Origin of the sequence: Actinopolymorpha pittospori (assembly GCF_014873875.1) — a bacterium.
Taxonomy (GTDB): domain Bacteria; phylum Actinomycetota; class Actinomycetes; order Propionibacteriales; family Actinopolymorphaceae; genus Actinopolymorpha; species Actinopolymorpha pittospori.
On sequence record NZ_JADBEM010000001.1, the window covers coordinates 6319010 to 6344157 of the forward strand.

At 67.9% G+C, this 25148-nt stretch carries 23 protein-coding genes and 1 riboswitch; of the genes, 10 read left to right on the top strand and 13 right to left on the bottom strand.

Annotation, left to right across the window (positions count from 1 at the left end; all coding sequences use genetic code 11):
• Positions 1–58: 58 nt before the first annotated feature.
• Genes HEB94_RS29525 through HEB94_RS29540 form a run of 4 tightly spaced genes read left to right on the top strand, consistent with a single transcriptional unit; the run spans position 59 to position 4420 of the window.
• Entirely contained in the window at positions 59–1039 is a 981-nt protein-coding gene (locus HEB94_RS29525; protein ID WP_337918043.1) for an ABC transporter permease, read from the top strand.
• A gap of 13 nt (positions 1040–1052) precedes the next feature.
• Entirely contained in the window at positions 1053–2222 is a 1170-nt protein-coding gene (locus HEB94_RS29530; protein WP_192752908.1) for an ABC transporter permease, read from the top strand.
• An 11-nt stretch (positions 2223–2233) separates the two neighbouring features.
• Entirely contained in the window at positions 2234–3358 is a 1125-nt protein-coding gene (locus HEB94_RS29535) for an ABC transporter ATP-binding protein (protein WP_192752909.1), read from the top strand.
• A gap of 18 nt (positions 3359–3376) precedes the next feature.
• A complete protein-coding gene (locus HEB94_RS29540; RefSeq protein ID WP_337918044.1) occupies positions 3377–4420 on the top strand; it encodes an ABC transporter ATP-binding protein in 1044 nt (347 codons plus the stop codon).
• Positions 4421–4434: 14 nt separating this feature from the next.
• On the opposite strand, the gene HEB94_RS29545 is transcribed toward HEB94_RS29540, so the two are convergent.
• A complete protein-coding gene (locus HEB94_RS29545) occupies positions 4435–5196 on the bottom strand; it encodes a phosphotransferase family protein (protein WP_192752910.1) in 762 nt (253 codons plus the stop codon).
• 24 nt (positions 5197–5220) lie between these two features.
• Positions 5221–6087, bottom strand: coding sequence for a nitrilase-related carbon-nitrogen hydrolase (locus HEB94_RS29550; protein ID WP_192752911.1), 867 nt, complete (start codon positions 6085–6087; stop codon positions 5221–5223).
• A gap of 135 nt (positions 6088–6222) precedes the next feature.
• On the opposite strand from HEB94_RS29550, the gene HEB94_RS29555 reads away from it, so the two are divergent.
• A complete protein-coding gene (locus HEB94_RS29555; RefSeq protein WP_202896627.1) occupies positions 6223–6549 on the top strand; it encodes a nuclear transport factor 2 family protein in 327 nt (108 codons plus the stop codon).
• A 53-nt stretch (positions 6550–6602) separates the two neighbouring features.
• Here HEB94_RS29555 and HEB94_RS29560 read toward each other — a convergent pair whose 3' ends face one another.
• Together HEB94_RS29560 and HEB94_RS29565 are read right to left on the bottom strand one after the other, a co-directional pair.
• Positions 6603–7427, bottom strand: a complete 825-nt coding sequence (locus HEB94_RS29560; RefSeq protein ID WP_192752912.1) for a M55 family metallopeptidase — start codon at positions 7425–7427, stop codon at positions 6603–6605.
• A 47-nt stretch (positions 7428–7474) separates the two neighbouring features.
• Positions 7475–7963 (bottom strand): DUF402 domain-containing protein, encoded by a 489-nt coding sequence (locus HEB94_RS29565; RefSeq protein ID WP_192752913.1) that lies wholly within the window; start codon positions 7961–7963, stop codon positions 7475–7477.
• 158 nt (positions 7964–8121) lie between these two features.
• Between HEB94_RS29565 and HEB94_RS29570 the strand changes: the two genes are divergently transcribed.
• Complete coding sequence (locus tag HEB94_RS29570; RefSeq protein ID WP_192752914.1) at positions 8122–9543, top strand: HNH endonuclease signature motif containing protein; 1422 nt, start codon at positions 8122–8124, stop codon at positions 9541–9543.
• Positions 9544–9950: 407 nt separating this feature from the next.
• Here the strand turns inward: HEB94_RS29570 and qcrB are convergent, their stop codons facing one another.
• The 4 genes from qcrB to HEB94_RS29590 form a co-directional block, all read right to left on the bottom strand.
• Positions 9951–11600, bottom strand: a complete 1650-nt coding sequence (qcrB, locus tag HEB94_RS29575; protein WP_192752915.1) for a cytochrome bc1 complex cytochrome b subunit — start codon at positions 11598–11600, stop codon at positions 9951–9953.
• Positions 11597–12625 (bottom strand): cytochrome bc1 complex Rieske iron-sulfur subunit, encoded by a 1029-nt coding sequence (qcrA, locus tag HEB94_RS29580; RefSeq protein ID WP_192752916.1) that lies wholly within the window; start codon positions 12623–12625, stop codon positions 11597–11599. Before qcrA ends, qcrB begins: the two co-directional genes overlap by 4 nt.
• Positions 12626–12934: 309 nt before the next feature.
• Positions 12935–14242 (bottom strand): NAD(P)/FAD-dependent oxidoreductase, encoded by a 1308-nt coding sequence (locus tag HEB94_RS29585; protein WP_337918045.1) that lies wholly within the window; start codon positions 14240–14242, stop codon positions 12935–12937.
• A 28-nt stretch (positions 14243–14270) separates the two neighbouring features.
• Positions 14271–15617 (bottom strand): dihydrolipoyl dehydrogenase family protein, encoded by a 1347-nt coding sequence (locus HEB94_RS29590; RefSeq protein WP_192752917.1) that lies wholly within the window; start codon positions 15615–15617, stop codon positions 14271–14273.
• A gap of 233 nt (positions 15618–15850) precedes the next feature.
• Here HEB94_RS29590 and HEB94_RS29595 point away from each other — a divergent pair, with 233 nt between their 5' ends.
• Positions 15851–16816 (top strand): anti-sigma factor RsbA family regulatory protein, encoded by a 966-nt coding sequence (locus tag HEB94_RS29595; RefSeq protein ID WP_192752918.1) that lies wholly within the window; start codon positions 15851–15853, stop codon positions 16814–16816.
• Between the two features lie 20 nt (positions 16817–16836).
• Here HEB94_RS29595 and HEB94_RS29600 read toward each other — a convergent pair whose 3' ends face one another.
• The 4 genes from HEB94_RS29600 to HEB94_RS29615 are packed head-to-tail and all read right to left on the bottom strand — an operon-like array spanning position 16837 to position 20007.
• Entirely contained in the window at positions 16837–17913 is a 1077-nt protein-coding gene (locus HEB94_RS29600) for an ABC transporter ATP-binding protein (protein WP_192752919.1), read from the bottom strand.
• Positions 17816–18760 carry an ABC transporter permease gene (locus tag HEB94_RS29605; protein WP_337918046.1) on the bottom strand — a complete coding sequence of 315 codons (945 nt, stop codon included), beginning with the start codon at positions 18758–18760 and terminating at the stop codon, positions 17816–17818. The genes HEB94_RS29600 and HEB94_RS29605 overlap by 98 nt, the downstream gene beginning before the upstream one ends.
• 3 nt (positions 18761–18763) lie before the next feature.
• A complete protein-coding gene (gene modA, locus HEB94_RS29610; RefSeq protein WP_192752920.1) occupies positions 18764–19588 on the bottom strand; it encodes a molybdate ABC transporter substrate-binding protein in 825 nt (274 codons plus the stop codon).
• The gene (locus HEB94_RS29615; RefSeq protein ID WP_192752921.1) at positions 19585–20007 is read right to left on the bottom strand and encodes a helix-turn-helix domain-containing protein; all 423 of its coding nucleotides are present in this window, start codon (positions 20005–20007) and stop codon (positions 19585–19587) included. Before HEB94_RS29615 ends, modA begins: the two co-directional genes overlap by 4 nt.
• A gap of 109 nt (positions 20008–20116) precedes the next feature.
• Between HEB94_RS29615 and HEB94_RS29620 the strand changes: the two genes are divergently transcribed.
• Complete coding sequence (locus tag HEB94_RS29620; RefSeq protein ID WP_192752922.1) at positions 20117–21175, top strand: class I SAM-dependent methyltransferase; 1059 nt, start codon at positions 20117–20119, stop codon at positions 21173–21175.
• Between the two features lie 93 nt (positions 21176–21268).
• On the opposite strand, the gene HEB94_RS52795 is transcribed toward HEB94_RS29620, so the two are convergent.
• Complete coding sequence (locus HEB94_RS52795) at positions 21269–22414, bottom strand: transglycosylase family protein (RefSeq protein ID WP_192752923.1); 1146 nt, start codon at positions 22412–22414, stop codon at positions 21269–21271.
• A gap of 6 nt (positions 22415–22420) precedes the next feature.
• A riboswitch (cyclic di-AMP (ydaO/yuaA leader) is annotated at positions 22421–22565 on the bottom strand.
• Positions 22566–23227: 662 nt separating this feature from the next.
• Between HEB94_RS52795 and HEB94_RS53760 the strand changes: the two genes are divergently transcribed.
• Positions 23228–24178, top strand: coding sequence for an ABC transporter permease subunit (locus HEB94_RS53760; RefSeq protein ID WP_202896628.1), 951 nt, complete (start codon positions 23228–23230; stop codon positions 24176–24178).
• Positions 24175–25104, top strand: a complete 930-nt coding sequence (locus HEB94_RS29635) for an ABC transporter permease subunit (protein WP_202896629.1) — start codon at positions 24175–24177, stop codon at positions 25102–25104. Before HEB94_RS53760 ends, HEB94_RS29635 begins: the two co-directional genes overlap by 4 nt.
• Positions 25105–25148 lie beyond the last annotated feature (44 nt).

Sequence of the window (25148 nt, forward strand, 5' to 3'; positions counted from 1 at the left end):
CGGCTGGACAGTCGGGAGGACACGTACCAGAAGGAAGCGACCATCGATGTTGGGGTTCGTGGCAAGACGCGTGGTGTACATGGTGGCCACGCTCTTCTTGATCTCGATCGTGTCGTTCGCGATCATTCAGCTACCGCCGGGCGACTTCCTCACCACCCTCGCCTCGAAGATGGGGCAGCAGGGGGAGACGCTCGACCAGGCCCAGCTCGCGGCCCTCCGGGAGCGTTACGGGCTGGGGGACTCGGTCGCCACGCAGTACGTCAAGTGGATCTCCGCGATCCTCCTGCACGGGGACTTCGGCCAGTCCTTCGAATGGAACCGACCTGTGTCGGAGTTGCTGGCCCAACGACTCCCACTGACCATCGCGTTGGCGGTCAGCACGCTGTTGCTCACCTGGATCATCGCGTTCCCGATCGGCATCTACTCCGCGGTGAGGCAGTACTCGGCGGGCGACTACATCTTCACCACGATCGGGTTCCTCGGCCTCGCGATCCCGCACTTCCTGATCGCGCTGGTGCTGATGTACATCGGCTTTCACTACTTCGGACAGACCGTGGGCGGCCTGTTCTCCTCCAGATTCGCCGAGGCGACCTGGAACCTCGGCAAGATCTTCGATCTGCTGAGCCATCTGTGGGTGCCGGTGATCGTGCTGGGCACCGCCGGAACGGCCGGACTGATCCGGATCCTGCGGGCGAACCTGCTGGATGAGTTACGCAAGCCGTACGTCGTGGCCGCACGCGGACGCGGCATGCGGGAGTGGGCGCTGCTGCTCAAGTATCCGCTCCGCGTCGCCATGAATCCGTTCATCTCGACGGTGGGCTGGATCCTGCCGGCGCTCGTGTCGGGCGAGGTGATCGTCGGCCAGGTGCTCTCCCTGCCGACGACGGGTCCGCTCCTGCTCGGCGCTCTCACGAGCCAGGACATGTATCTCGCCGGCTCGGTGATCCTGATCGTCTCGGCGCTGACCGTGATCGGGACGCTGATCTCCGACATCCTGCTGGCGTGGCTGGACCCGCGGGTCCGGCTGCAGGGTCGATGAGGGGGTTGTGACCATGGCGCAGTCGACACTTCCACCCGCGGACGCGACCGAACCTCCCGTTCCCACCGACGTCACGCTCGCCGCCCACAAGGACGTGCGATCGGCTCGTCAGTGGAAGCTCGTCTGGTGGGCGTTCTCCCGGCATCGGCTGGCCGTGATCGGGCTGGTGGTGCTCCTGCTCACCTACCTGGTGGCGCTGTTCGCGGAGTTCCTCGCACCGTTTCCGACGTCCCGCACCGAGGCGCAGTACACCTACGCACCACCGCAGCGCCTGCACGTCATGGCGGAGGAGAACGGCGAGACGAGGTTCGTCGGACTCTACGTTCACCCGTTCACCCGTACGACGGATCCCGACACGCTCCGGTTGACCTACCACGTCGACGAGAGCCGGCGGATACCCGTCGGGCTCTTCGTGAAGGGCGAGCCCTACCGCCTCTGGGGCCTGATCCCCGGCGACCGGCACCTGATCGGGCCGATCGACAAGTCCCAACCGGTGTACCTGATCGGCGGTGACCGTAACGGCAGGGACCTGCTGTCCCGACTCGTGCACGGCACCCGGGTCTCGATGACGATCGGCCTGATCGGTGTGGCGTTCGCGTTCGGCCTCGGCGTCCTGCTCGGCGGCATCTCGGGATACTTCGGTGGCCGCGTCGACACGATCATCCAACGGGTGGTCGAGTTCTTCATGTCGATACCGACGCTGCCGTTGTGGCTCGGGCTCGCGGCAGCGCTGCCGTCGGGTTGGGGTCCACTCCGGCGCTACTTCGCGATCACGGTCATCCTGGCGATGATCGCGTGGACGGACCTGGCGCGGGTCACCCGTGGGCGCTTCCTGTCCCTGCGGGAGGAGATGTTCGTCACCGCCGCGAAGCTGGACGGCAACACCAGGCCGCGGGTGATCTTCGGTCACATCCTGCCCTCGTTCACCAGTCATCTGGTGGCGTCGTTGACGCTCTCCATTCCGGGCATGATCCTTGCCGAGACCTCACTCAGCTTCCTCGGACTCGGGTTGCAGGCGCCCGTCGTGAGCTGGGGCGTGTTGCTCCAGGAGGCACAGAACATCCGCGTGGTCTCGACCGCACCGTGGCTTCTGATCCCCGGCCTGGCGGTGGTGGTCGCTGTCCTCGCCCTGAACTTCGTCGGCGACGGTCTGCGTGACGCGGCCGATCCCTACAAACGCTAGGAGACCCTTCGATGACGGCGGAGGTTCTGCTCGAACTGGAGGACCTGCGCACCCACTTCTTCCTGAAGGAGGGAGTGGTGCGCTCGGTGGACGGCGTGAGCCTGACCGTCCCGGCTGGAAAGACGGTGTGTGTGGTCGGTGAGTCGGGCTGCGGCAAGTCCGTCACGGCTCGGTCCATCCTCGGCCTGGTCGACCCGCCTGGTCGTGTCGTCGACGGGAAGATCTGGTGGCGGCGTACGGCGGATCCGGAACGACGCGATCGGCGAGGGAGAGGCGTCCCGGCCGACCAGAACGGCGACGGTCGGATCGACCTCAGCACGCTCGGACCGCGCAGTGACACCCTTCGTGACATCCGAGGCAACGACATCGCGATGGTCTTCCAGGAGCCGATGGCCTCGATGTCGCCGATGTACACGGTGGCGCAGCACATCGTGGAGGCGATCCGGCTGCACCGTCGGGTGAGCAGGTCGCAGGCCCGCGAGGAGGCGGTCGAGCTGTTGCGGCGGGTCGGCATTCCGCGGCCCGAGGTGCGGCTGGACGCGTATCCGTTCCAGATGTCGGGTGGCATGTGCCAACGAGTCATGATCGCGATCGCGCTGGCGTGCAACCCTCGGTTGCTGATCGCCGACGAGCCCACGACCGCGCTCGACGTCACGACGCAGGCACGCATCCTGGAGTTGTTGCGGAGGCTGCAGGCCGACAACGGAATGGCGATGCTCTTCATCACCCACGACCTCGGCGTGGTGGCGGAGATCGCCGATGAGGTCGTGGTCATGTATCTCGGCACGGTCGTCGAGCAGGGTCCCGTCGACGACATCTTCCACCGGCCGCGACATCCTTACACGAAGGCGCTGCTGGCCTCGATTCCCGCGATGGGCCGAGGAAGTCGCCAGCGCATGGCATCCATCCGCGGTCAGGTGCCACACCCACTGAACCGGCCGTCCGGTTGCCCGTTCCACCCGCGGTGCGACTCGGCGATCCCTGGCCTGTGCGACGTGAAGGACCCGGCGTTCGTGACCGTGGACTCCACGCGGGTCCGCTGCGTCCTGCACGACCCCGAGTCGATGGCGAGCGCGAACGCCGGCGCGTCCGGCGGGCCCGGGCATCTGGGTGTCGAGGTCTCCGGTCCCCCGTAGCCAGCCCCAGGAGCAGGAGTGAGCAGCCCCATGCCACGTCTCGACGACGACGTTCTCATGCGCCTCGAGGACCTGTCGGTGCGGTTCCCCATTCGTAAGCGGGGGCTCTTCGCCCGTTCGGTCGGTGAGGTGCACGCGGTGAGCCAGGTCGATCTCACCATCAGAACCGGCGAGGTCCTTGGGCTCGTCGGGGAGTCGGGATGTGGGAAGACCACCCTCGGCCGCTGCATCGTGGGCGACCAGCGACCGACCGCGGGCAGCATCTACTTCCGCGACGGTGACACGACGGTCGACCTGGCCACGCTGGGCGAACGGCAGCTGCGTCCCTACCAGCGGCAGATCCGGGTCATCTTCCAGGACCCCTTCTCCTCCCTCAACCCACGGATGACGATCATGCAGATCGTGGGTGATCCGCTGCGCAGGCACGGAGTTCGGGGGAGCGAGCTCGAGGACCGCGTGGCGCACATGCTGTCCAGGGTGGGGTTGTCGCCTGCGCACATGCATCGCTACCCGCACGCCTTCTCCGGCGGCGAACGCCAGCGGATCAACATCGCGCGCGCCCTGATCTGTGAGCCTCGGATGGTCATCGCCGACGAGGCGGTCTCGGCGCTGGACGTGTCGGTGCGGGCGCAGATCCTCAACCTGCTCCGGGATCTTCAGGACGAGTTCAACCTCACGTACCTGTTCATCTCCCACGACCTGTCGGTGGTGGAGAGCCTGTGCAACCGGGTGGCCGTGATGTACCTCGGCCGCATCGTGGAACTTGCGGACACCGACCGGCTCTACCCCGGCCCGACGCATCCCTACACCGAGGCCCTCCTGTCGGCCGTGCCCCGGCCGGACCCGCGACTACGCGAGACCGGCGAGCGGATCCTGTTGTCGGACGAGTTTCCCGATCCGGCGAACCCGCCCGCCGGCTGTGTGTTCCACACCCGCTGCCGCTACGTCCAGCCCACCTGTGTCGAACGCCGGCCGGAGTTGCGTCCGATCGGCGACACCCACACCACGGCGTGCCACTTCGCCGAGGACCTCCAGCTACGTGGAGTCGCGAACGTCGGCTGACAGGGGCTCCGAGGTCAGGCCAGCAAGGTGCCCGCCGCCGTGATCCGGCTGATCCAGGCCGCCTCCTCGGCCGACCCGGTGGCCGTGTCCGCCAGGCTGAGCAGGGCCTGGCACGTCGTCGCGGGGATCACGGTCGAGAGTCCAGGTGCGGGACCGTAGGCGGCGACCACCTCGTCCCAGCGCGCGGGCTCCACCGAGGACAGCAGGAGCCAGGCGAGATCCGCGACACCGGCGCCGGCGCGCACGTCCTCCCAGTCCAGGAGAGCGATCTCGGCGTCGGTCGACGTACGACAGTTGGACAGCGACGCGTCACCATGCAGAAGAGTCGCCGGGCCGGCAGTTCCTTCGGCACGTGCGGCGGCAGCCACCCTCCCGACCAGGCGCTCGCCAAGCCTTCGCACCGGTGGAGGGACGTCGCGGCATCCGACGAGCACCGACCAGGTCCGGTCGAACAACCGGCCGACGACATCGGCTCCGGCACCTACCGGGCGCAGCCACGGCCAGCGCATGGCGGCCTGACCCTGCCATCGTCGGTGCAGATCGGCCAACAGTCGGGCGGCCTCGAGCGGGTCGGCCCCGGGGTGCCAGGTGGAGAGATCCTCGAGAACAAGGCAGGTCCCGCTTGGCCCGTCCTCGGACAGGTGACAGGCCGGCACCCGCACACCTACGACCGGAGCGACCTCCCGGTAGAACAGCACCTCGCTGTGGAACGAGCCCAGCACGTCCGGTATCGAACCGGGGATCGCAGGGTCGCGGCGCTTCACGAAGTAGCCCATCGGACGAATGCTAGGAGGAACCGCTCAGTCGACCGGAGCGAGACCTTGCGAACGGTCGTCGTTCCCGTCTCGGCCGTACTGGCTGAGCCGAAGAAACGCCTGGCTGACGGCCGGGTTGGTGTATCCGTCCCAGCCTCTGGGGTCGGCCTCGATCCGCCGGTTCGGCTCGACGTCGGCGACGAGGAGCGTCTCGGTCGAGGAGGCGGCCTTGGCGAGCACGATCCCGTCGGGATCGACGATGGCAGAGGAGCCGTAGGAGAACCGCTCACCCTGTCGTCCCGCCACGTCGGCGACGACAACCGTCGTGGAGTTCTCCACGGCACGGGCTATCGGGAGGTTGTCGCCTCGTGCCCGGAACCCAGCCGAAGGTGCTCGGAGGTGCCCGCCGTTGGTCGGCACGAAGAGCAGCGCGGCACCTCCGGCGGCCAGGAGCCGGGCTGGTTCGACGTACCAGATGTCGTTGCAGATGATGATCCCGAACGGCGTCGAGCCGTGCCGGAAGACAGGCAGGTGTTCCCCGGCGCGGATCACGGTCCGGTACCCGGGATAGACCTTCCGGTGGATTGCCGCGACCTGACCGTCGGCGAGGACCGCCGCCGAACTGTAGAGGGCGCCCCCGGTGTCACGCTCGGTGAAACCGACGATCACCAGGACAGACGTACGCAGCAGAGATGCGACGACATCGCGGAGTTCGCCGTTGTCCACACCGAGAGCCACGTCGGACGGTGACTGGCCATCCGATTCGTGGGCCAGCCCTCCGATGACGGACTCGGGGCAGCAGAGGATCTCCACGCCTTCGGCCTCGCATGCGGTGATCTGCCCCGCGATGAGCCCCACGGCGTCCATGGACCCGAACGGAAGATAAGGGGCCTGGTAGGAAGCGACCTTCACCCAACGAGCTTAGGGGGTGTCAGTGAGTCGCTCCCAGCGGCGGGTGTCGAGGTGGCTCCGCCCCGGTCGTCGTGGCCTCCATACGCTGGAAGCAGGTCTTCGTTCGGTCTGCCTCCAAGAGGGGAGAAAGTAGGCATGATGTCCGAAGCAGTGCACCCCGCCGTCAACCGCGCCCTGCGCGCCGCCAACGCGCATGACACCGAGGCGTTCCTCGACAGTTTCACCGCCGACGGCTACGTCGACGACTGGGGACGGGTGTTCACCGGACGCGAGGCGATCAAGGGCTGGTCCGACCGCGAGTTCATCGGTGTCGAGGTCACGCTGGACGTCACCGACGTCACCTCGGCGGGGGACACGACCACGGTCGCCGCGCAGGTGGGCGGCAAGGGATTCAACGGACCGAGCCACTTCGCCTTCACCGTCGACGGCGACCGTGTACGCGGGATGAAGATCACCGGGTGACCTGTCCCGGCCGGAGGCGACGGCGGTGTGCTGGTCGGCGACCGTGGGCGTAGCTACTCGGCGATGTCCCGCGTCAGCACCACGGTGGTGATGAACGTCCGGAACAGTCGCAGCGGGTCGTCGTCGGTCATGGTGACCGTCTTCTCGTCCGTTCGCTCCACCCCGCGCACCCAGCAGGCCATCTCCGCCAAGTCGCCGTTGCGGAAGAGGACGGTCAGCGTCGCGGGAAGCGTGATGGCCGGTGGGCGGAAGGTGTGCAGGCGCTCCAGGGCGCGTTGCGCGCCGTCCCTGATCAGGGCGCGGGCCCGTCGCGGATGAAGTGAGGAAGCCGCGAAGCGGGTGACCGACTCCTTCACCACGACAGTTTCGATGCCGGGGCAGATCGGCGTCGCCTCCTCGGCAGTGGTGCGGTCACCGGTGATGAGCACCACCGGAACCCCGTGGGCCAGGGCCACGAGGGCGTTGATGCCGGACTCGCCCACGACGGTGCCGTTCAGGCGGACGTCGGCGATCGCACGAGGGTTGTAGGTGTGGGAGAGCGTGGAGGCCGCCGAACTCATCGAGCCGTGGTAGGAGACGAAGAAGATCGCGTCGAAGGTCGGGTCGAGCCCCTGCATCATGTACAGCGGTTTGTGCCGCCCGGACAGGTAGCTCGCATCGCCATGGAGTTGGTCCGGTCGCAGGTTCTGCATCGTCGAGTGCGAGTCGTTGACCAGAAACTCGTCGGCCCCTGCGGCCGTCGCGCCGTCGATGGCCGCGTTGACCTCGGCCTGCAACAGTCCTCGGTAGTAGTCGTACTCAGGGCTCGGGGCTCGACACTGACCCCAGTCGACGACACCGGTGGTGCCCTCCATATCGCTGGACAGGAAGATCTTCACAGCTGAGCTCCTTCCGCGGGCTCGCCTGGTCGGTGAGGCCGGCCAGGTTACCGACGTACGCCCAGCAGGATGCCGAGCCACCGGGCGCCAACGGAGCGGAACGGTTCGCGGTCCGCGCGTAACGAGTCGTACAGCTCGCAGGCGGTCCTTCGTGCGGGTCCGGCGAACTCGCCCGGAGTCCCTCCCTCACGCAGGCTGGCCTCGAACTCCTCCTCGTCCTCGATCCAGACCTCGCCATGCAGCCGACGAACGTCCAGGTCGAGGTCGGCCATGGTCGCGCGGTCACCCGTCCACTCGGGGCGGGTCGTGACGTCCAGCTTCCAGCCGCCGTCAGTGAAGTGGCGTCCCATCCACCACTGGTTGCGGGGGATGACACAGACGTACGGGATCGGCTTCGCCGAATCCTTGGTCGCGGACCGCGAGTCGGACGGAACACCGATCCAGACCCCGTAGGCGTCCTCGCCCAGGCGGAGGCCGTCGACGCGTCGATGCGGTCGGTCGGGCCACTTCACGAGATCGACGCCCGCCAGTCGCACGAACGAAGCGTAGATCATGCCTGGCGGAGATCGCGCCACCTCGCACCTGTGGTGCCGTCGAACCTGATGGAAAGTTGTCAGGAGACCCTTCGCTGGTGAGCTCGGAATCTCCTTGTTTTACTGGGGTTGTTGTCGGTGGTCGGGTCTAGCGTTTGGTCATGGACATCGACACCGGCAGTGCCAGCGGGGATGCGGGCTTCGCGCATCCGTTGCTGGCTTGGCTTGCTGGTGTGGGTGAGCAGCTCGACGGTGCGATCCAGTGTCCAACGTTGTCGTTGCCGCTGGATCAGTACGAAGGGGCGTTGCGGCAACTCGCTGTGTGCGAGGCGAAGCTGGCGTCGTTACGGTTGTCGTTGACGCGGCAGGGCGAGCTGAACGAGGTCAGGAAGTTGACCGGTGCCGCCAACACGGCGGGCTGGGTGCGGCAGGTGACGCGGATGGGTCGCCGTGAGGCGTCGGTGTCAGTTCGGCTCGCGAAGGCGCTGGACCAGACGCTCCGCGCGACCGGTCGTGCTCTTGGCGAGGGTGAGATCTCGTTGGGTCAGGCGCAGGTCATCGAACGCGCGACACGTGGCCTCCCCAACGACGTCGACGCCGCCGTACGGGCGGAGGCGGAAGCTTTTCTGCTCGACAGCGCGCAGGCTCTCGATGTCGATGACTTGGACAAGGCCGGCAAACACCTCTACGAAGTGATCGCACCCGAGGACGCCGAACGTCGGATCGGGAAGCAACTGGAAGAGCAGGAACGCCGCGCCCGGGAGAGCAGGACGTTGAGCTTCGGTCCGGTGCGGGATGGGATGGGCACCATGTTCCTGCGCCTCGACCTGCCTACCCTCGCGATCCTGCAGGCGCTCCTTGATCCGCTGGCTCGTCCGCGTCCCAGCGGTCCTGATGGGCCGGACCTGCGCAGCGGCGAGCGGCGTCCGGCGGACGCCTTCGCCGAACTCGTCGCCCTGGCCCAGGCAGCCGTCGACGCACCCATCCGCGGCGGCACACGGCCACGCCTCACCGTGACGATGAACCACGACGACCTCGCCAACAAACTCGGGTACGGCACCCTCAACTCCGTGCTCACTGACTCCGGACCCGCGCATCTGAAGGTGAGGACCCAGGGCGACGAGGGCGGCGGGAGCGTTGGACAGGCGATGATCGGCTATCGGATCACGGGGCCGCCGTTGTCAGCCACGCTGGTGCGGCAGCTGGCGTGCGACGCCGAGATCATCCCCGTGGTCCTCGGGGGCGACGGCGCCGTCCTCGACCTCGGCAGGGGGACCAGGCTGTTCACGTACTCCCAACGACACGCACTCGCCGAACGGGACGGCTACTTCTGCCACTTCCCCGACTGCAGACGACCCGAGAAGTGGACCGAAGCGCATCACATAAAACACTGGGTAGACGGAGGAGCAACCGACCTCAACAACGGCGTCCTCCTCTGCCAACACCACCACACCGTCATCCACACCCAAGGCTGGACCGTCCGCATGAGCGACAACGGCCACCCCGAATACCTCCCGCCGCCCTGGATCGACCCGTACCAGAACGCCATCCGCCCCGACGACGCAACCCTGATCCGGCGATGAACAGACGTGTCGCCTAGGCGGACGCGCTGCCGACCCCTTCACCCTGGGCATCGCTTCGGGTGATCCGCTTCCGGACGCGAGCTCCGCGTCTCGCGCTGCCAGGGTGGCCCAGCCACGACGCCCCCGGCAGATCGTCTTGCACGGTACGGCGTTCCGTCTGACCCTTCCTGGTCCCCGGGCTCCAGCGCGCGGTCGTACGCGACGTTGCCCAGCCGCTCGTACCGCGCCCAGTCCCGGCCGCTGAAGGGTCAGGACCGGCGGACGTATGCCCACCCGAACCCCATGCGCAAGATCGCGGACGGCTCGAAGTACCTCTTCGGCACCATCCACCGGGTGCCCGCCGGTCCAGTTCGCGTGGGTGTCGGCGGCTTCCTTCCAACCAGGCGGCGCGGCACCGAACGTCGTGCTCAGAGTTCCTTGGTGCGGTCGGGTTCGTCGGCTTCGATCTCGCCGTGACCGCGACCGTGCTCATGGGCGGACTCGTACTCCTGCAGGGTCGGCTTCTGCGCGTCGTCACCGACCCAGAAACGCGAGATGCGCGCGCGCAGCCGAAGCTTCCGCCATCCCGGGCGTTCCCGACCTTCCTTGTCGGTCCGTGGGGGCACTTCGAGAGGTGTTGTCCGCTCGTGGGAGGAGAGGACGTAAGCGTCGTCGGGGGACAGCTTCTTGTGCACCTCGATGAACTCGCCGTTCGGAAGCCGTACGACGGCGCCGCTCTCGACGCCATGGATCAGTGTTTCTCGATCGCGGCGCTGCATACCGATACATATTCGCTTGGTGACCATGAACAGGATGACGGGTACGACGAAGATCGCGACCCGGATGAACACCGTGATGTCCTCGAGCGCGAGGTGGAACGTCGTGGCGATGATGTCGTTGCCGCCGCCGATCCACAGCAGACCGAAGACCGAGATGGCCGCCACACCCAGCGCCGTACGCGTGGGTTGGTTACGCGCCCGGTCGAGGATGTGGTGCTCCCGGTCGTCGCCGGTGATCCAGCGTTCGATGAACGGATAGATACCGAGGATGAGCGCGAGCAGACCGAGCCACCCGAATCCGGGAATGAAGACGTTCCAGCTCACAGTGATTCCCGCGACACGGGTCTCCCAGTTGGGCATGATGCGTAGCCCACCCTCGACCCAGCCGAGATACCAGTCCGGCTGGGTACCGGCTCCGATCTGGTTCGGATGGTACGGGCCGTAGATCCAGACCGGGTTGACCTGCAGGATCGCCGCCATCGCGACCATCACGCCGAAGGTCAGGAAGAAGTAGCCACCCGCCTTCGCCATGTAGATCGGCATGAGCGGCGCCCCGACGACGTTCGTGTTCGTTCGGCCGGGGCCGGGCAACTGCGTGTGCTTGTGGTAGACGAGCAGGGCGAGGTGGATGGTGATCAACGCCAGGAGCAGGCCGGGAAGCAGCAGGATGTGGACCGGATACAGCCGTGAGATGAGGTCGTCGCCTGGATACTCCCCGCCGAAGATGAAGAAGGTGAGGTAGGTCCCGACGATCGGGATCGAGAGGAGCAACCCCTCGACGAAGCGCAGGCCGGTTCCGGAGAGCAGGTCGTCGGGCAGTGAGTAGCCGGTGAAGCCCTCGATCAGGGCGAGCTGCAGGAGAAGGCTCCCGATGATCCAGTTGATCTCACGCGGTTTCCGGAACGCTCCGGTGAAGAAGTTCCGCAGCATGTGCAGAAGGATCGCGGCCGCGAAGACGTTCGCCGACCAGTGGTGGATCTGCCGCATCAACAGCCCGCCGCGTACGTCGAAGGAGATGTCGATCGTCGACGCGTAGGCCTCCGAGACCGACCGGCCTCGCAGCAGCGGATAGCTGCCGTTGTAGATGACCTCCTCCATGCTCGGCTTGTACCACAGGGTGAGGAAGATGCCGGTGAGGATCAGGATGATGAACGTGTAGAGCGCGATCTCGCCGAGCAGGAACGACCAGTGGTCGGGAAAGATCTTGCGGAGGTGCTTGCCCAGCTTGGCGAGGCCGAGCCGCTGGTCCAGGTAGTCCAGAGGCCTGGTGATCGCCTTGGGGGCGCCGTCGCCGCTCATCCGCGTTCCCAGAAACTCGGTCCGACAGGCTGCGGGAAGTCGCTCTGTGCCACCAGGAAGCCCTCGGAGTCGACCATGATCGGCAGCTGGGGCAGGGAACGAGCTGCCGGGCCGAAGACCACCCGCCCGTTGTTGGACAGGTCGAACGTCGACTGGTGGCACGGGCACAGCAACTGGTGGGTGAGTTGCTCCCACAGGTTGACGACACAGCCGACGTGGGTGCAGATCTTGGAGAAGCAGAGGATGCCACTCACACCCCAGGAACGCCGACTGGGGAGCGAGTGGATGTCGCCTTCCTCCATGCGGACCAGGAACACCGCGGCCTTCGCCAGGGCGTTGTTGCGCGCGCGACCTTCGGGGAGGTCGACGATGGACGCAGGTACGGCGTTGACGATCGCACCGAGGTGGATGTCCTCAGGACGGAGCGGCCGGAAGGTGACGTCGTTGACCACCCGGGTACCTCGCCGCCAGATCGTGTGCTCCAACGCGGTTCCGGGAAGTGGTCCGAGGTCGCCGAGCAGGATGATCACGGGTACGCCCAACAGGGTGAGTGCACCGGCGAGCGCGCGCACCAGCACCTTGCGCCGACCGATCTGGGACTCCGCGGCGCCCTGCCGTAGCGCCCCGATCGCCGCGGTTCGGTCGGCGGGGGAGGACGCGGCGCTGTGGCGTTCCTCCACCACCTCGTGGTTGTCCATCAACCGGCGCGCCCACTGGACCAGGCCGGCGCCGATCAGCAGCAGCGCGACGCCGAGGCTGGCACCCAGCGCGAGGTTCGAACCACCGACACCGGCGAACGTCGCATCTTTCGGTACGGCGATGTACACGACGACGAAGGCGATCAGGAACAGCGTAGCCAGTCCGAACATCGTGGCGACCTGGCGCTCGGCACGTTTTGCCGCCCGCTCGTCGACGTCGGTGATCCGCGGGTCGTGTACCGGCAGGCCAGGATCAGGGACCGGGTCGCCCGCGCCGGTGGTGTCGGGGAGCTCCTGCCCGCCGCGAGGTTCGAGCTCGCTGCTCATCTCGGCTGGTCCCTTCGCCTCGGGCCACCGTGGGCGCCGGCCTGGCGGCGGTGGTGCTCGAGGAACACATACCTGGAAGCGCCACAGCGAGGGCCGTCGGTCACCAGACCATGCCCACCAGCCGATACCTACCCTGGCGAGGCTCGTTCGCAACCAGCCGACGGGACGTGCCCGGGAAGCTCCGCGGCCGAACTGTCCAGATCGATGGGGAAGAGTCCGATGTGAAACGGCGCCAACCCAGTGGTGCGTGCGTGGGGTGTGAGCTCCGACGCCTTCCGTCGGACAGATGTCCGCCGCGCTGTACCCCGCCTACCGTGTCGTCCGATTCGGGCGGCTGGAGTCCAACGGGACGGAGCCGCTGCGGACGAGGCCGAGCTCGACGACCTGGCGCCGCAGAACCGAGTCGAGCAGCCAGTCCGTCGCCAGCCGGAGTCGGTTCGACGGAATGGACGCGAGGTGGTAGCCGCGGGTAATGGTCTTCGCCGGGACGCCGGACAGTGGAACGCCGATCGGGTTGGCCGCCGCGGCGAAGCCACCGAGGTCGACGGTGAATCCCAGGTCATGGTGTTCGTAGGCGTGGAGGGTGCCGTTGCCGAAGGATGCCGCGACGTTCTCGGCGGCGCACCTGCCCTGCCGCTGGGCATGCTGGGCGGTCATGGGAGTCAGCTCGCCGGGTCGGGTGAGGTCGGGGACGGCGGCGGCGTCGCCGCAGGCGAAGACTTCCGGCCGGCTCTCCACCCGCAGGAACTCGTTGACGACGAGGCGGCCCTTCTCGGTGGGGAGGCCGAGCCCATCGATGAGCGGATCCGGTCTCACTCCCACGCACCAGACCAGCGTCCTGGTGGGCACGAACTCACCGTCGGAGAGCCGGACGCCCTCCGCGGTCGCCTCCGCGACGGAGGTGCCCGTACGCACGTCGACTCCGCGCGCCCGCAGAACGCGATCGGCGGTATGGGAGAGTCGCGGGTCGAGCTCGGGAAGTACCCGCTCGGCGACCTCCGCCAGCATCCAGCGGATCGGCTGGTGCCGCAGACCACTTCGGTGCGTGGCGATCTGGTGGGTGAACAGCTGTCCCTGCGCGGCGACCTCGGTTCCGGTGTAGCCGGCGCCGACGACCACGAACGTGCAGCGCGCCCGGCGTTCGTCGAGGTCGTTGCTGACGTCGGCGAACTCGAGCTGACGGGTCAGGTGATCCCGTAGGTAGAGCGCCTCGGCGATGCTGCGAAACCCGTGTGCGTGTTCGCTCACTCCCGGGACTGGCAACAGCTTGTTGACACTGCCCGGCGCGAGGACGAGGCGGTCGTAGTCGAGCCGGGTCTCACGGCCCTCGACGTCGGTGACGAGCAGTCTTCTGGCATCGAGTTCGACATGGTCGACTGAGCCGAGGACCAACCGAACACCGCGGAGGGTGGCGAGGGGGACGGCGACACGGCGTGGGTCGGTGATGCCGGCCGCCACCTCTGGGAGGAGAGGCAGATAGAGGAAGTAGTCGTTCGGGTTGACCACCACGATCTCGGCCCGGCCGCGGGCGAGGCGGACGAGCCGACGGACGGCGTGGTAGCCGGCGAAGCCCGCCCCCACCACGACGATCCTCGGCCGACGACGTCCGTCGATCACCGATCAACCCCCATCCAGGTCGGCGGCTTCACAGGTCGAGAGTTGCGGCCGCTTCGTAGTACGCCTCGCTGTAGGTGGGGAACTGCGCGATTCCGTCGAGCAGCGCGTCGATCGGCAGCTGGGCTCGGATGGCCAGCGCCGCGGCGTGGATCCACTCGCCCGACAGTGGCGACATCGCCCACGCCCCGACGAGAGTCCGTCGTTGACGATCGGCGATGAGCCGCAACGTTCCATGCGGGTCGGTCTCGTAGGTCCAGGGCCGGGAGATAGCGTCCCGCAGGTCGATCTGCGACGTCGCGACGTCAATGCCCTGGTGGCGGGCAGCCTCCGTGGTCAGCCCGACCGCGGCGATCTCGGGCTCTCCGAACACGACCCTGGGTATGCCCGTGTAGTCGGCGGCGTGCGGCTTGCCGAGGATGTTGTCGGCGACGACGCGCCCCTGGTAGAGCGCCGTGTGGGTGAAGAGGGCCACACCGGTGATGTCGCCGACGGCCCACAGGCCCGGGCCGACCCGGCAGTGCTGGTCCACCGGGACCTCACGGCGATGTCCGAGCTTCACACCGGCCGCCTCGAAGCCGAGGTCGGTGGTCAGGGTGCGCCCGGACGCGAGCAGAACCACGTCGACGCTCACGCTGCTGCCGTCGTCCAGTTCGACCACGGAGTCGGAGCCGTTGCGGCGGGCCCCGCGGGCCTGACAGTTGAGCCGAAGGTCGACACCGTCCGCGCGGATGTTGTCGCCGACGAGTTCACCGAGTTCGGGGTCCTCCCGGCCCAGGAGTCGCGGTCCGCGTTGGACGATGGTGACCTGACTACCCATCCTGCGGAGGAAGGTGCCCATCTCGACGCCGACTGCGCTGCCACCGATGATGAGCACCCGCTCAGGGATCTCCTTCAGGCTGGTGGCCTCCCGGTTGGTCCACACCGTGACGTCGTCGAGCCCTTCGACCTCGGGTCGGCCCTGACGGGATCCGGTGCCGAAGATGACGTCGTCACCGCTGATCTCGTCACCGTCGACGCTCACGCGGCCTGGGCCCACCATCCGGCCCTCGCCCTTGATGACGGTCGCGCCGCTCGCGCGGTAGCTCTCGACCTGGGCGGAGTCGTCGTGGTGACGGACGATGAAGTCCCGCCATTCACTCACCTTCGCCCAGTCCAGCCGGGGCTTGTCGACGCCGGCCGCCTGCGATGCTTCGGCCCGGGCCTCGACGGGCCGCAGCAGTGCCTTGGACGGCATGCACGCCCAGTAGGGGCACTCTCCGCCGATCAGTTCCTTCTCCACCACGGCGACGCGTTTGCCCGCCGCGATGAGCCTCTTGGCGACGGTCTCCCCGCCCGGACCCAGCCCGACCACGATCGCATCGAAGTGCTCGCTCATGACCACCTGATACCCGTCCGTACCCGAGCCATGTGCGAGCCGCGTCCGGGCCAGGTCCCGCTCGAGAAGCCTTCGGGGTCGCGCCCGCTCCCGGCATACCGCGCAGAACCCTCCGGAGCGCGGCCGGACTGGCCGTCGGTTCGGCCGGCTCACCTGCCGGAAGCCCGTTTGGTCTCCCCGAGATCGCGTGCTCTTATTGAGCACTCAAAGTACTTTGCGGTTGGCTGGGAACTTTGGACGAGACGATGGGCAAGGGCGGGGGGTCTCTTGTACACGAGGCTCTTCTCTACTCCGACCTGCCCGCATTCGTGCAGGGAGCGCTTCCCTTCGTGCTCGACGGCGTACGCCATGGCGAGCCGGTGCTGGTCGCGGAGACTCCTGACAAGATCGAGGTGCTGCACGGTTACCTCTCCGACGTGGACGCGCCACGGGTCACGTTCGTCGACTCCACCGCGGAGGCGAAGAACCCGAACCGCGTCATACCGGACCTGATCTGCCCGTTTCTCGCCAAGCACCCCCATCGGCACGTCCGGATCATCTGTGAGTGGGTCTGGCCGGAGCGGTCCAGGGCGGCCAAGCTCACGGCGATCCAGAACGAAGCGCTCACCAACGTCGTCGACTTCCTCCCCGCGACGACGATGATGTGTCCGTACGACATCTCCTCCCTGGACCCCGCCGACATCGTCTCTGCCCTGCGCTGTCATCCGACCGCTGTCACCGGGGGTGGGGCGCCGTGGACCAGCCACGCCTTCGCCGATCCGCTCACCGTCGCCAGTACGTGTCTCGAGCCGTTCCCCGAGCCGGTCGCCGACTACCTCACCGAGATCGTGATCTACCACGGGACGAACGTTCCTTTGCTGCTCGCGTTCGTGGCCGGGCACGCCGCCCACAACCGGATGACGCGGCGACGTCAGGAGGAGTTGGAGGAGGCGATCACCGAGATCGCGGACAACGCCCTCAGACATGCCGAGGGGCCCAGTACGGTCCGGCTGTGGGCGCAGGACGGCGCCATCATCTGCGAGGTGCGCGACCGGGGACACGTCGACGACCCGCTGATCGGACGGCGGCCCGCCGACCCGGACGCCGAGCACGGCCACGGTCTGCTCCGCGTCAACGCACTCTGCGACCTCGTCCAGATCAGCCCGCAGTCGAGCGGGACGACGATCCGCCTGCACATGCAGGTCAACCCGCCGGCCTGAGAGTTCGGGTCGCCCGGGTGTCAGCCCGCGGGGTAGGCGCGCGTCTCGTTCGCCTTCACGGCCGCCCAGACCGTCTGCCCCGAGGCCAGTTCCAGCTGGGCCGCGGCGGCGGGTGTGATGTCGGCGGCGGCGACGACGGGACCGTCGAGTTGGACGCGCAGGTTGTCGCCGTGGCGCTGGATGCCGGTGATGGTGGCCGCCCAGGTGTTACGGGGACTGCCGTCGGGGCGCTTCGGGTGCAGCGCCACCGCCGAGGGCCGGAAGGCGACGAAGGTGTCACCGTGTACTCGGTCGGCGACTGTCAGGCTGAGTTCCTCCGAGATCCGGACGAGCTGGCCGTCGGCCTGGCCGCGGTAGAGGTTGAGCCCGACGAGGCGCGCGACGTAGTCGGTGCGCGGCTGCGCGGTGATGGTGGCGGCGTCGCCGTCCTGCACCATCCTGCCGTCCTCGATGATGACGAGTCGGTCCGCGAGGACGAGGGCGTCCAGCGGGTCGTGGGTGACGAGCAGGGTCGCTCCCGGGTGGTCGGCGAGATGCCGGTGGAGCTCGGCACGGGTGTCCAACCGGGTTCGGGCGTCAAGAGCCGCGAGCGGCTCGTCGAGGAGCAGCAACGCGGGGTTGACGGCGAGGGCACGGGCGAGGGCGACGCGTTGGGCCTGGCCCCCGGACAGGTGCCGGGGCTTGGCCTTGGCGTGCTCGGCGAGTCCGACGCGGGCGAGCAGTGCGCTCGCCTCCTTGCGGGCGTGGCGCCGGTCGAGACCATGCCGGCGTAGTCCGAATGCCACGTTGTCGAGGGCGCTCAGATGGGGGAACAGCAGATAGTCCTGGAAGACGACGCCGATCGGGCGTCGTTCGGTGGGCGTTCTGAGCCGCTTCTCGGGCCGGTCGAGTTCCTGACCGTCCAGCTGGACGTGCCCTGCGGTGAGCGGCTGCAGGCCGGCGAGGGCGCGCAACGCGGTCGTCTTCCCGGCGCCGTTCGGTCCGAGAAGTGCGACGACCTCACCCGCCGCGATGCGGAGCGTGAGGTCGAGCCGGAAGGTGCCGCGTTCGATACCCAGGTGGGCGTCGAGCATCGTGGTGGCCTCGGCGGCGTTCATGGGCTGGTGATCCAGCGGTCGCGCAGGCTGGCGAGGATCGCCACGGACACGACGAGCAGGATGAGGCTGAGCACGATCGCGGCCTGCAGGTCGGTCTCCAGTGCGAGGTAGACCGCGAGGGGCATGGTCTGCGTACGGCCAGGATAGTTACCAGCGAAGGTGATGGTGGCTCCGAACTCGCCCAGTGCGCGGGCCCAGCACAACCGCCACCGGCCGCGATCCCGGGGGCCACCAGCGGGAGTGTCACGCGGGTGAAGGTGGTCCAGCGCCCGGCGCCGAGGGTGGCGGCGGCTTCCTCGTAACGGGTGTCGGCGCCGCGCAGGGCACCCTCCACCGCGATCACGAGGAACGGCATCGCGACGAACGCCTCGGCGAGCACCACGCCGGCGGTGGTGAAGGGGAGGGTGATGCCGAACGTGGAGTCGAGCCAGGAGCCCACCAGCCCCCTACGGCCGAAGACGAGCAGGAGCGCCACTCCGCCGACGACGGGCGGGAGGACGAGGGGAACGGTGACGAGGGCACGGACGATGCGTCGCCCGGGAAAGTCGACGCGGGCCAGTAGCCACGCGAGGGGTACGCCCAGCGCGAGGCAGAGCAGGGTCGCGAGGGTCGCGCACAGCAGGGACAGGCGCAGTGCGGTGAGCACCGCGGGTTCGGCGAGTCGGCTCGGCAGGGTGGTCCATGGTGCTCCGACCACCAGGCCGATCAGTGGGAGTACGAGGAAGGCCATCCCGAGGGCGGCCAGGAGGAGGAGTGCGATCGGAACCTGTCCGGCGCGCGCCCGGCGGCGGAGCGGCGCGGGGTTGCGCGACCGCTCCGCCGTGTCCGGCTCGTCGACGAGAGACACCGACTACGGCGCCTGGAAGCCGGCCTGGGTGAGGGCGCTCTCGCCCTTCTGGGACAACACGTAGTCGATGAACGCCTGGCCACCGGCCTTGTTGGGGGCGTCCTTCAGGACGACGATGGGGTAGTCGTTGATGGCGTCCGCTGACTCCGGAAACTCCACCCCGTCGACGTCGGAGGCGGCCGACTTGACGTCGGTGCGGTAGACCAGCGCCGCGTCGACCTCGCCCAGCTTCACCTTCGACAAGGCGCTCTTGACGTCCTGCTCGAGAGTCACCGGCGTGACCTTGACGTCGGCCGCGGACAGGGCCTTCTGGGCGGCTGCGCCACAGGGCACCTGCTCCGCGCACAACGCGACCTTCACGCCCGGCTTGGTCAGGTCGGAGAGCCCCGTGACCCCCGCGGGGTTGTTCTTGGGTACCGCGATGACGAGCTGGTTCTTCACGAAGGTGGTCGGCGTGCCGTCGGCGTTGCCCTCGTCGGTGACCGTCTTCATGTTCGCCGGCGCGGCGGAGGCGAACACGTCCGCGGGTGCGCCCTGGTTGATCTGGGTGGCGAGGGCGGAGCTTCCGGCGAAGTTGAACGTCACCTTCGATCCGGGGTTGGCCGCCTCGAACTCCTTGCCGATCTTCTCAAAGGATTCGGTGAGGGAGGCGGCGGCGAACACGGTGACCGTCCCGGTCACCTTGGCGCTGCTCGGGGACGGGCTTGCCGTGGTTTCGGCGGTAGGGGTGGCGGAGGTGTCCGGGCTGTCACCGCCGCAACCAGACAGGCCCACCAGGGCGAGGGTGGTCAGCCCGACCGGGGCTGCGCGGATCCAACGGGCTCTCACGAGCTGGTCCTTCCTTTGTTGGCAGCGGTCGGTGTGGAGCGCTCCACGACGACCGTGGTCGACTTGATCACGGCGACGGCCACTGAACCGACCTGCAGGTCGAGTTCGTCGACCGCCTCCCGGCTCATCAGTGAGACCACACGGAACGGGCCGGCCTGGATGTCGACCTGCGCCATCACGGTGTCTTTGGCGACGGCTGTGACGATGCCGCGCAGTCGGTTGCGTGCCGAGGAGATGTCGGATCGCTCGTGCTCGCTCGCCTGCGTCCGCGCGAACGCCGCGAGGTCGACGCCCTCGATCACCCGATGCCCGTGCTCGTCCCGAGCGGCGGTGAGACGCCCCGCGTCGACCCAACGACGGACGGTGTCGGGGCTCACTCCCAGCAGTTCGGCGGCCTCACTGATCCGGAACAGCGTCACGCCGACACCCTAGCGAGCGGTGTCGCAGCTGCGAGGGCGAACTACCGTGCAGCCTTGTATTTCCCAGGAGGTGATACCTATGGAAGCCTCGCATCTGCATGATGTGTGCATGGCTGGTGACGTAGCGCCAGTGTCGGTCTGGCCCGCGACGACCGACGAACAGGAAGACCGGTGGGCTGAGGTTCTGGACTGCCTGGCCGGCACCGTGCCGCCGGGTCGGGTGAGCGTGGTGGTGGACGGCGCCGAGGGGCGCACGAGGCTGCTCGCCGACCGGCTCGCGGCCACCGTGCGCGGCACCGGGCGCCCGTGTGTCCGCCTGGCCGAGGACGCGCCGGCGACCGCGGACGGGTGGTCGGCGGAGCACACCGCGCAGACCGTCGCGATCGCCGACGGAGCGCACTGGCGGGCGGCACCACCGGGCGGCCGATGCGATCTGCTGGTCTGGTTGCGTCCTTCGCCCGGTGACGACCTGTCCCGCGGCGACCACGGACACGACGCGGACGTCGTAGTGGACCTGCAGGACCCGAACTGGCCGGTGATTCGCCATCTGGCGCCTCACCTGGCCGGCCATGATCGCTGGTACGTCGCGGAGAACCGCGCCTTCTTCGCGGCGCGCGCGGCTACGTGGGACACGAAGTTCGGCGACAACATGCCCGCCTACGCGGCGGCGGTCGTCGAAGCGGACCTGCCGTACGGCGGTGTCGTCGTCGACGTCGGTTGTGGCACCGGCCGCGCGCTACCCGCGCTCCGCGAGGCGGTCGGGTCAGAGGGCAGTGTGATCGGCCTGGATCTCACGCCGCAGATGCTCGCCGTCGCAAAGAGCTACGGCCGTGCTCGACAGGCCGCGCTGGTGCTCGCGGACGCACGACGGCTGCCGCTCCCGGACGGGGCCGCCGACGCGGTCTTCGCGGCCGGGCTCCTCATGCACCTGCCCTCCACCGAGACGGGGCTGGCCGAACTCGCGCGGGTGACGCGTTCCGGTGGCAGGTTGGTGCTCTTCCATCCCTCCGGACGGGCCGCGCTCGCCGCCCGGCACGGCCGTACCCTCCGGCCCGACGACGCGCTCGCCGAAGGTCCCCTGCGCCGCTCGATGGCCGTCGTGGGGTGGGAGCTCGAAACCTATGACGACCCGCCCGAACGCTTCTTCGCCGTCGCCAGCAGGAGGTAGCGGTCCGGCTTCGGGGGCCACGACAGCGAAAGGGCGGTTCAGGTAGGAGAAACGCCTACCCGAACCGCCCCGGTGTGGGGGAGTCTCACCCGCTCAGGGCTTGAGCCCCTTGGCGGTCAGCCAGGTGAACGGGTCGACCGAGTCGTCGAGGCCGCCACCGTGCGGGCGCACCTCGAGGTGCACGTGCGGTCCGGTGGCGTTGCCGGTCGCACCGACGTACCCGATCACGGTGCCCGCGTCGACCGAACCGGAGGTGCGGGCGAAGCGCGACATGTGGCCGTACAGCGTGACCGTGCCGTCAGCGTGGCGGACCTCGATCCGGTTGCCGTAGGCACCGTCCCAACCAGCGGCGATGATCTCGCCCGCTCCGACCGCGTGGATCGGCGTGCCGGTGGGCGCCGCGAAGTCCAGGCCGTGGTGGGACGAGCCCCAGTGGCTGCCGCTCTGCGCGAACCGAGCGGTGAGGTGGTACGACTCGAGCGGGAGGACCCAGCCCTTCGCGGTGGTCGCCTTGGCCGGCGCCGCCTTGGTGCTCGCCGGCGCGCTCTTCGCCTTGGGCGCCGCCTTGGTGGCAGTGGCCGCACCCTCCAGCCGCAGCTTCTGGTCCGGCAGGATCAGGTTCGGGTCGCTGCCGATGACCGCGTGGTTGACCTTCCACAGTCCCTGCCAGCCGCCGTCGACCTGGTGCGCGGTCGCGATCTTGGCCAGGGTGTCGCCTGCGGCGACGGTGTAGGCCGTACCGGGCGCCAGCTTGCGTGCCGGTGCGCCCTTGGGCGCCGTCGCCTTGCCGGTGTCAGCGACCTTGGTGGTCTTCGCGATGGCCGGTGCGGCGCCCGCGTCTCCGGCCTTGTCGGCCTCGCCGAGGCCGAGCTTCGCCGAGCACGTCGGCCACGCGCCCCAGCCCTGCTCCGAGAGGACCTTCTCCGCCGTCGCGATCTGCTGGGCCTTGGTGGCGAGGTCGGCGCGAGCGGCGTACTGCGTGCCGCCGAACTCCCGCCAGGTCGAGGCGGTGAACTGCAGACCGCCATAGAAACTGTTGCCGGTGTTGATGCTCCAGTCGCCGCTGCTCTCACACTGGGCGAGCTTGGTCCAGGTGTCGACGGTGGCGGCGTGGGCCGGGCTGGTGAGCCCGATGGCAGGAACGATCACTGCCGCACCCGTCAGTGCCGCTGTCGTGCCGACCTTCTTCGCGGTACGGCGGGATCGACCCACCCCGCGGTGCTTTCCCTTGTAGGGCATGCTGATCCGTTCCCTCTCGTCGCCCGCGGAGTTAGCTGTCGGGTTCGGGCGAGAGGAAGTGCCCGGCCGCGGATGCGGCTTCACCCCAGGAGCCCCACTCGCGGTGGGGCTGTTGATTGGGTCCTCCGTCTCCGCCCAGCGATAACTGTGGAAAACGACACCATCGGGCGGAGCTCGGCGAAATGGTGTCGTAACCGCACCAAGGAGGGGCGCGGCGTTGAACAGTCCTAACAGAGGACCTTCCGTGCGTGCCACTGTCAATTGGGACGGCAACTACGATCCATCGTCGTAGTGGCAGGTATTAACCAGAGATGCGCAGGTCAGGTAGGAGATCACCACGCACTGACCCACTGTTGCTACCCATTGGCGAAGACCGACCCCTGACCTCCCCTTTTACGCGATATGGAGCGAATTCCGGGAAGGTGCGCGGAGTGGCCACGCGGAAAAAGCCACCGAGGGCTACGGGGCGCCTCACTACGATGATCCATAGCAGCATCTGACCGTCAGGTGACGCAGATCACAGCTCGGCGAACATCTGATGGATTCTGGTCGGAATCGACCCCGTACGGGCGACCCGTGACTATAGGTTCGGTTTGCCGGCCGGCTCGAGACGGGTGCGGTCCACGGAAGACCCTGTGACACAAGGAGTAGCGCCGACGCGGCGATGCGTACAACCTCAGGCGTCGGGCCCGTCAACGACGCGTATAGATGGCATTGACAGATTGCGATGTCATTATCCGGACATCCGCAGTCAAGGCGCCGGACGCGGACGCGACCGATCGCGTTCTTCGACCCGGTTCAAGCTGCCACACCGTGACTACCTCTGTCGCCGCGCTTCCGGGCTCGCCCTCGACGGCGAGTAGGCAGAATCCGAGATGGCGACGTCGGATCTCCCTCCGGGAATCCCTGCTCGGTCTCGCGTTCTGCCTACCGGCCATCGCCGGCCTCGGCATCTTCGTGATCTTCCCCCTGTTCCAGGCGATCTTCCTGTCCACCAGGGGTACCGACATCAACGGCGATCCCACCCGCTCGGTAGGTGCCGCGAACTTCGCGAAGCTGCTGACCCCCGAGTTCGGTCAGGTGCTGCTCCACACGCTGGAGTTCACGGCGTTCGTCGTGATCGTCGGCGTGCTGTTGCCGATGGCACTTGCCGTGCCGCTCGCGCAGCGGCTGCCTGGCATGAAGGCCCTTCGGACCCTGTTCACGTTGCCGTTCGCCTACTCGGCGTCAGCGGCGAGTGTGGTGTGGCTCCTGATGCTCGACCCGTCCATGTCGCCCGTCAACTGGGTGTTGCGCCTGTTCGGCGTGACACCGCCGGGCTGGATCACCGAGTCGCCCTGGGCCCTCCTCACCGTCGCCTGGGCAACCGTCTGGGTGGTCACCGGCTTCAACCTCCTCGTCCTCGGGGCGGGTCTGGCCGGCGTGGACGAAGAAGTGCTCGAAGCCGCGAGGATCGACGGTGCGACGGGACTGCGACAGTTCATCCACGTCGTTTTACCGATGATCTCGCCCAGTGTCTTCTTCGCCATCGTCACGACCACCTTGACGGCTCTGCAGGCGCTCGGCCAGGTGCAGGTGATAACGGACGGCGGACCGAACGGCAGCACCTCCACGCTCGTCTACTCGATCTTCCACAACGCGTTCGAGAACGGAAACAACGACTACGGCCTCGCGAGCGCCCAGGGCCTGGTGCTGCTGATCTTCGGCATCGCGCTCGCGGCGATCCAGTTCGGCGTGGTCGAAAGGCGGGTGCACTACCGGTGACTGATCTGGTCGAAACCACGGGACCAGCGCTGCGGACCACGCCGGCGAACTCGGCGGCGGGCACGACGGCCGGGCGTCGGAAGGCCCGGCTGGACCAGCCAGGGGTGGTGGCGACGATCGCGACCTACCTGGGCCTTGCCATCGCGGCGGTCGTGCTCCTGTTTCCCGTCCTGCTGACCGTCGTCGGTGGGTTCCTGCCCGAAGGTCAGCTGGTGCGTCAGCCGCCCGGGTTGTTCAACGGGTCGTACTCCTTCGACAACTACGTCGCGGCCTGGCACGAGGCCGTGGTGCCGCTGGTGCCGGCGTTCGCGAACTCGCTGTTCGTGGGCGTGCTCATCATGGTCGCCCACCTGGTGACGTCCTGCCTTGCCGCCTACGCGTTGGTGTTCATCTCGACGCCGCTGCGCCGGCCGATCTTCTGGCTGTTCATGGCCACGATCATGGTGCCGTACGAGGCGATCGTCGTCCCGAACGCGTTGTTCATCCGCAGCCTTGGCCTGGAGAACAGCCACTGGAGTCTGGTGCTGCCCTTCCTCGCCAACGGATTCGGTGTCTTCCTCATGCGCCAGGCGTTCCTGCAGTTCCCGAAGGAGCTGCACCAGGCAGCGCAGATCGACGGCTGCGGACCCGTGCGCTTCCTGTTCACCATCGTGCTTCCGGCCACCCGTCCGTCGCTCACCGCGCTGGCCGTGTGGTCCTTCCTCCAGGGCTGGAACATGTACTTCTGGCCCCTGATCATCTCCTCCTCGAACAACTCGATGAACACGTTGCAGACCGCGGTCTTCGCGTTGAAGGCCAACGGAAACGGTACTCAGCACGCACTCGTCCTCGCCGGAGTGACGATCACTCTCATCCCCACCTTGCTGCTGGTTATCTTCGGCCAACGCTGGCTCGTCCGCGGCTTCATGGCAGGAGCCGTGAAGTGACACCCACCGCCACGCGGTGATGGCCCTTCTCTGACAAGGGCGAA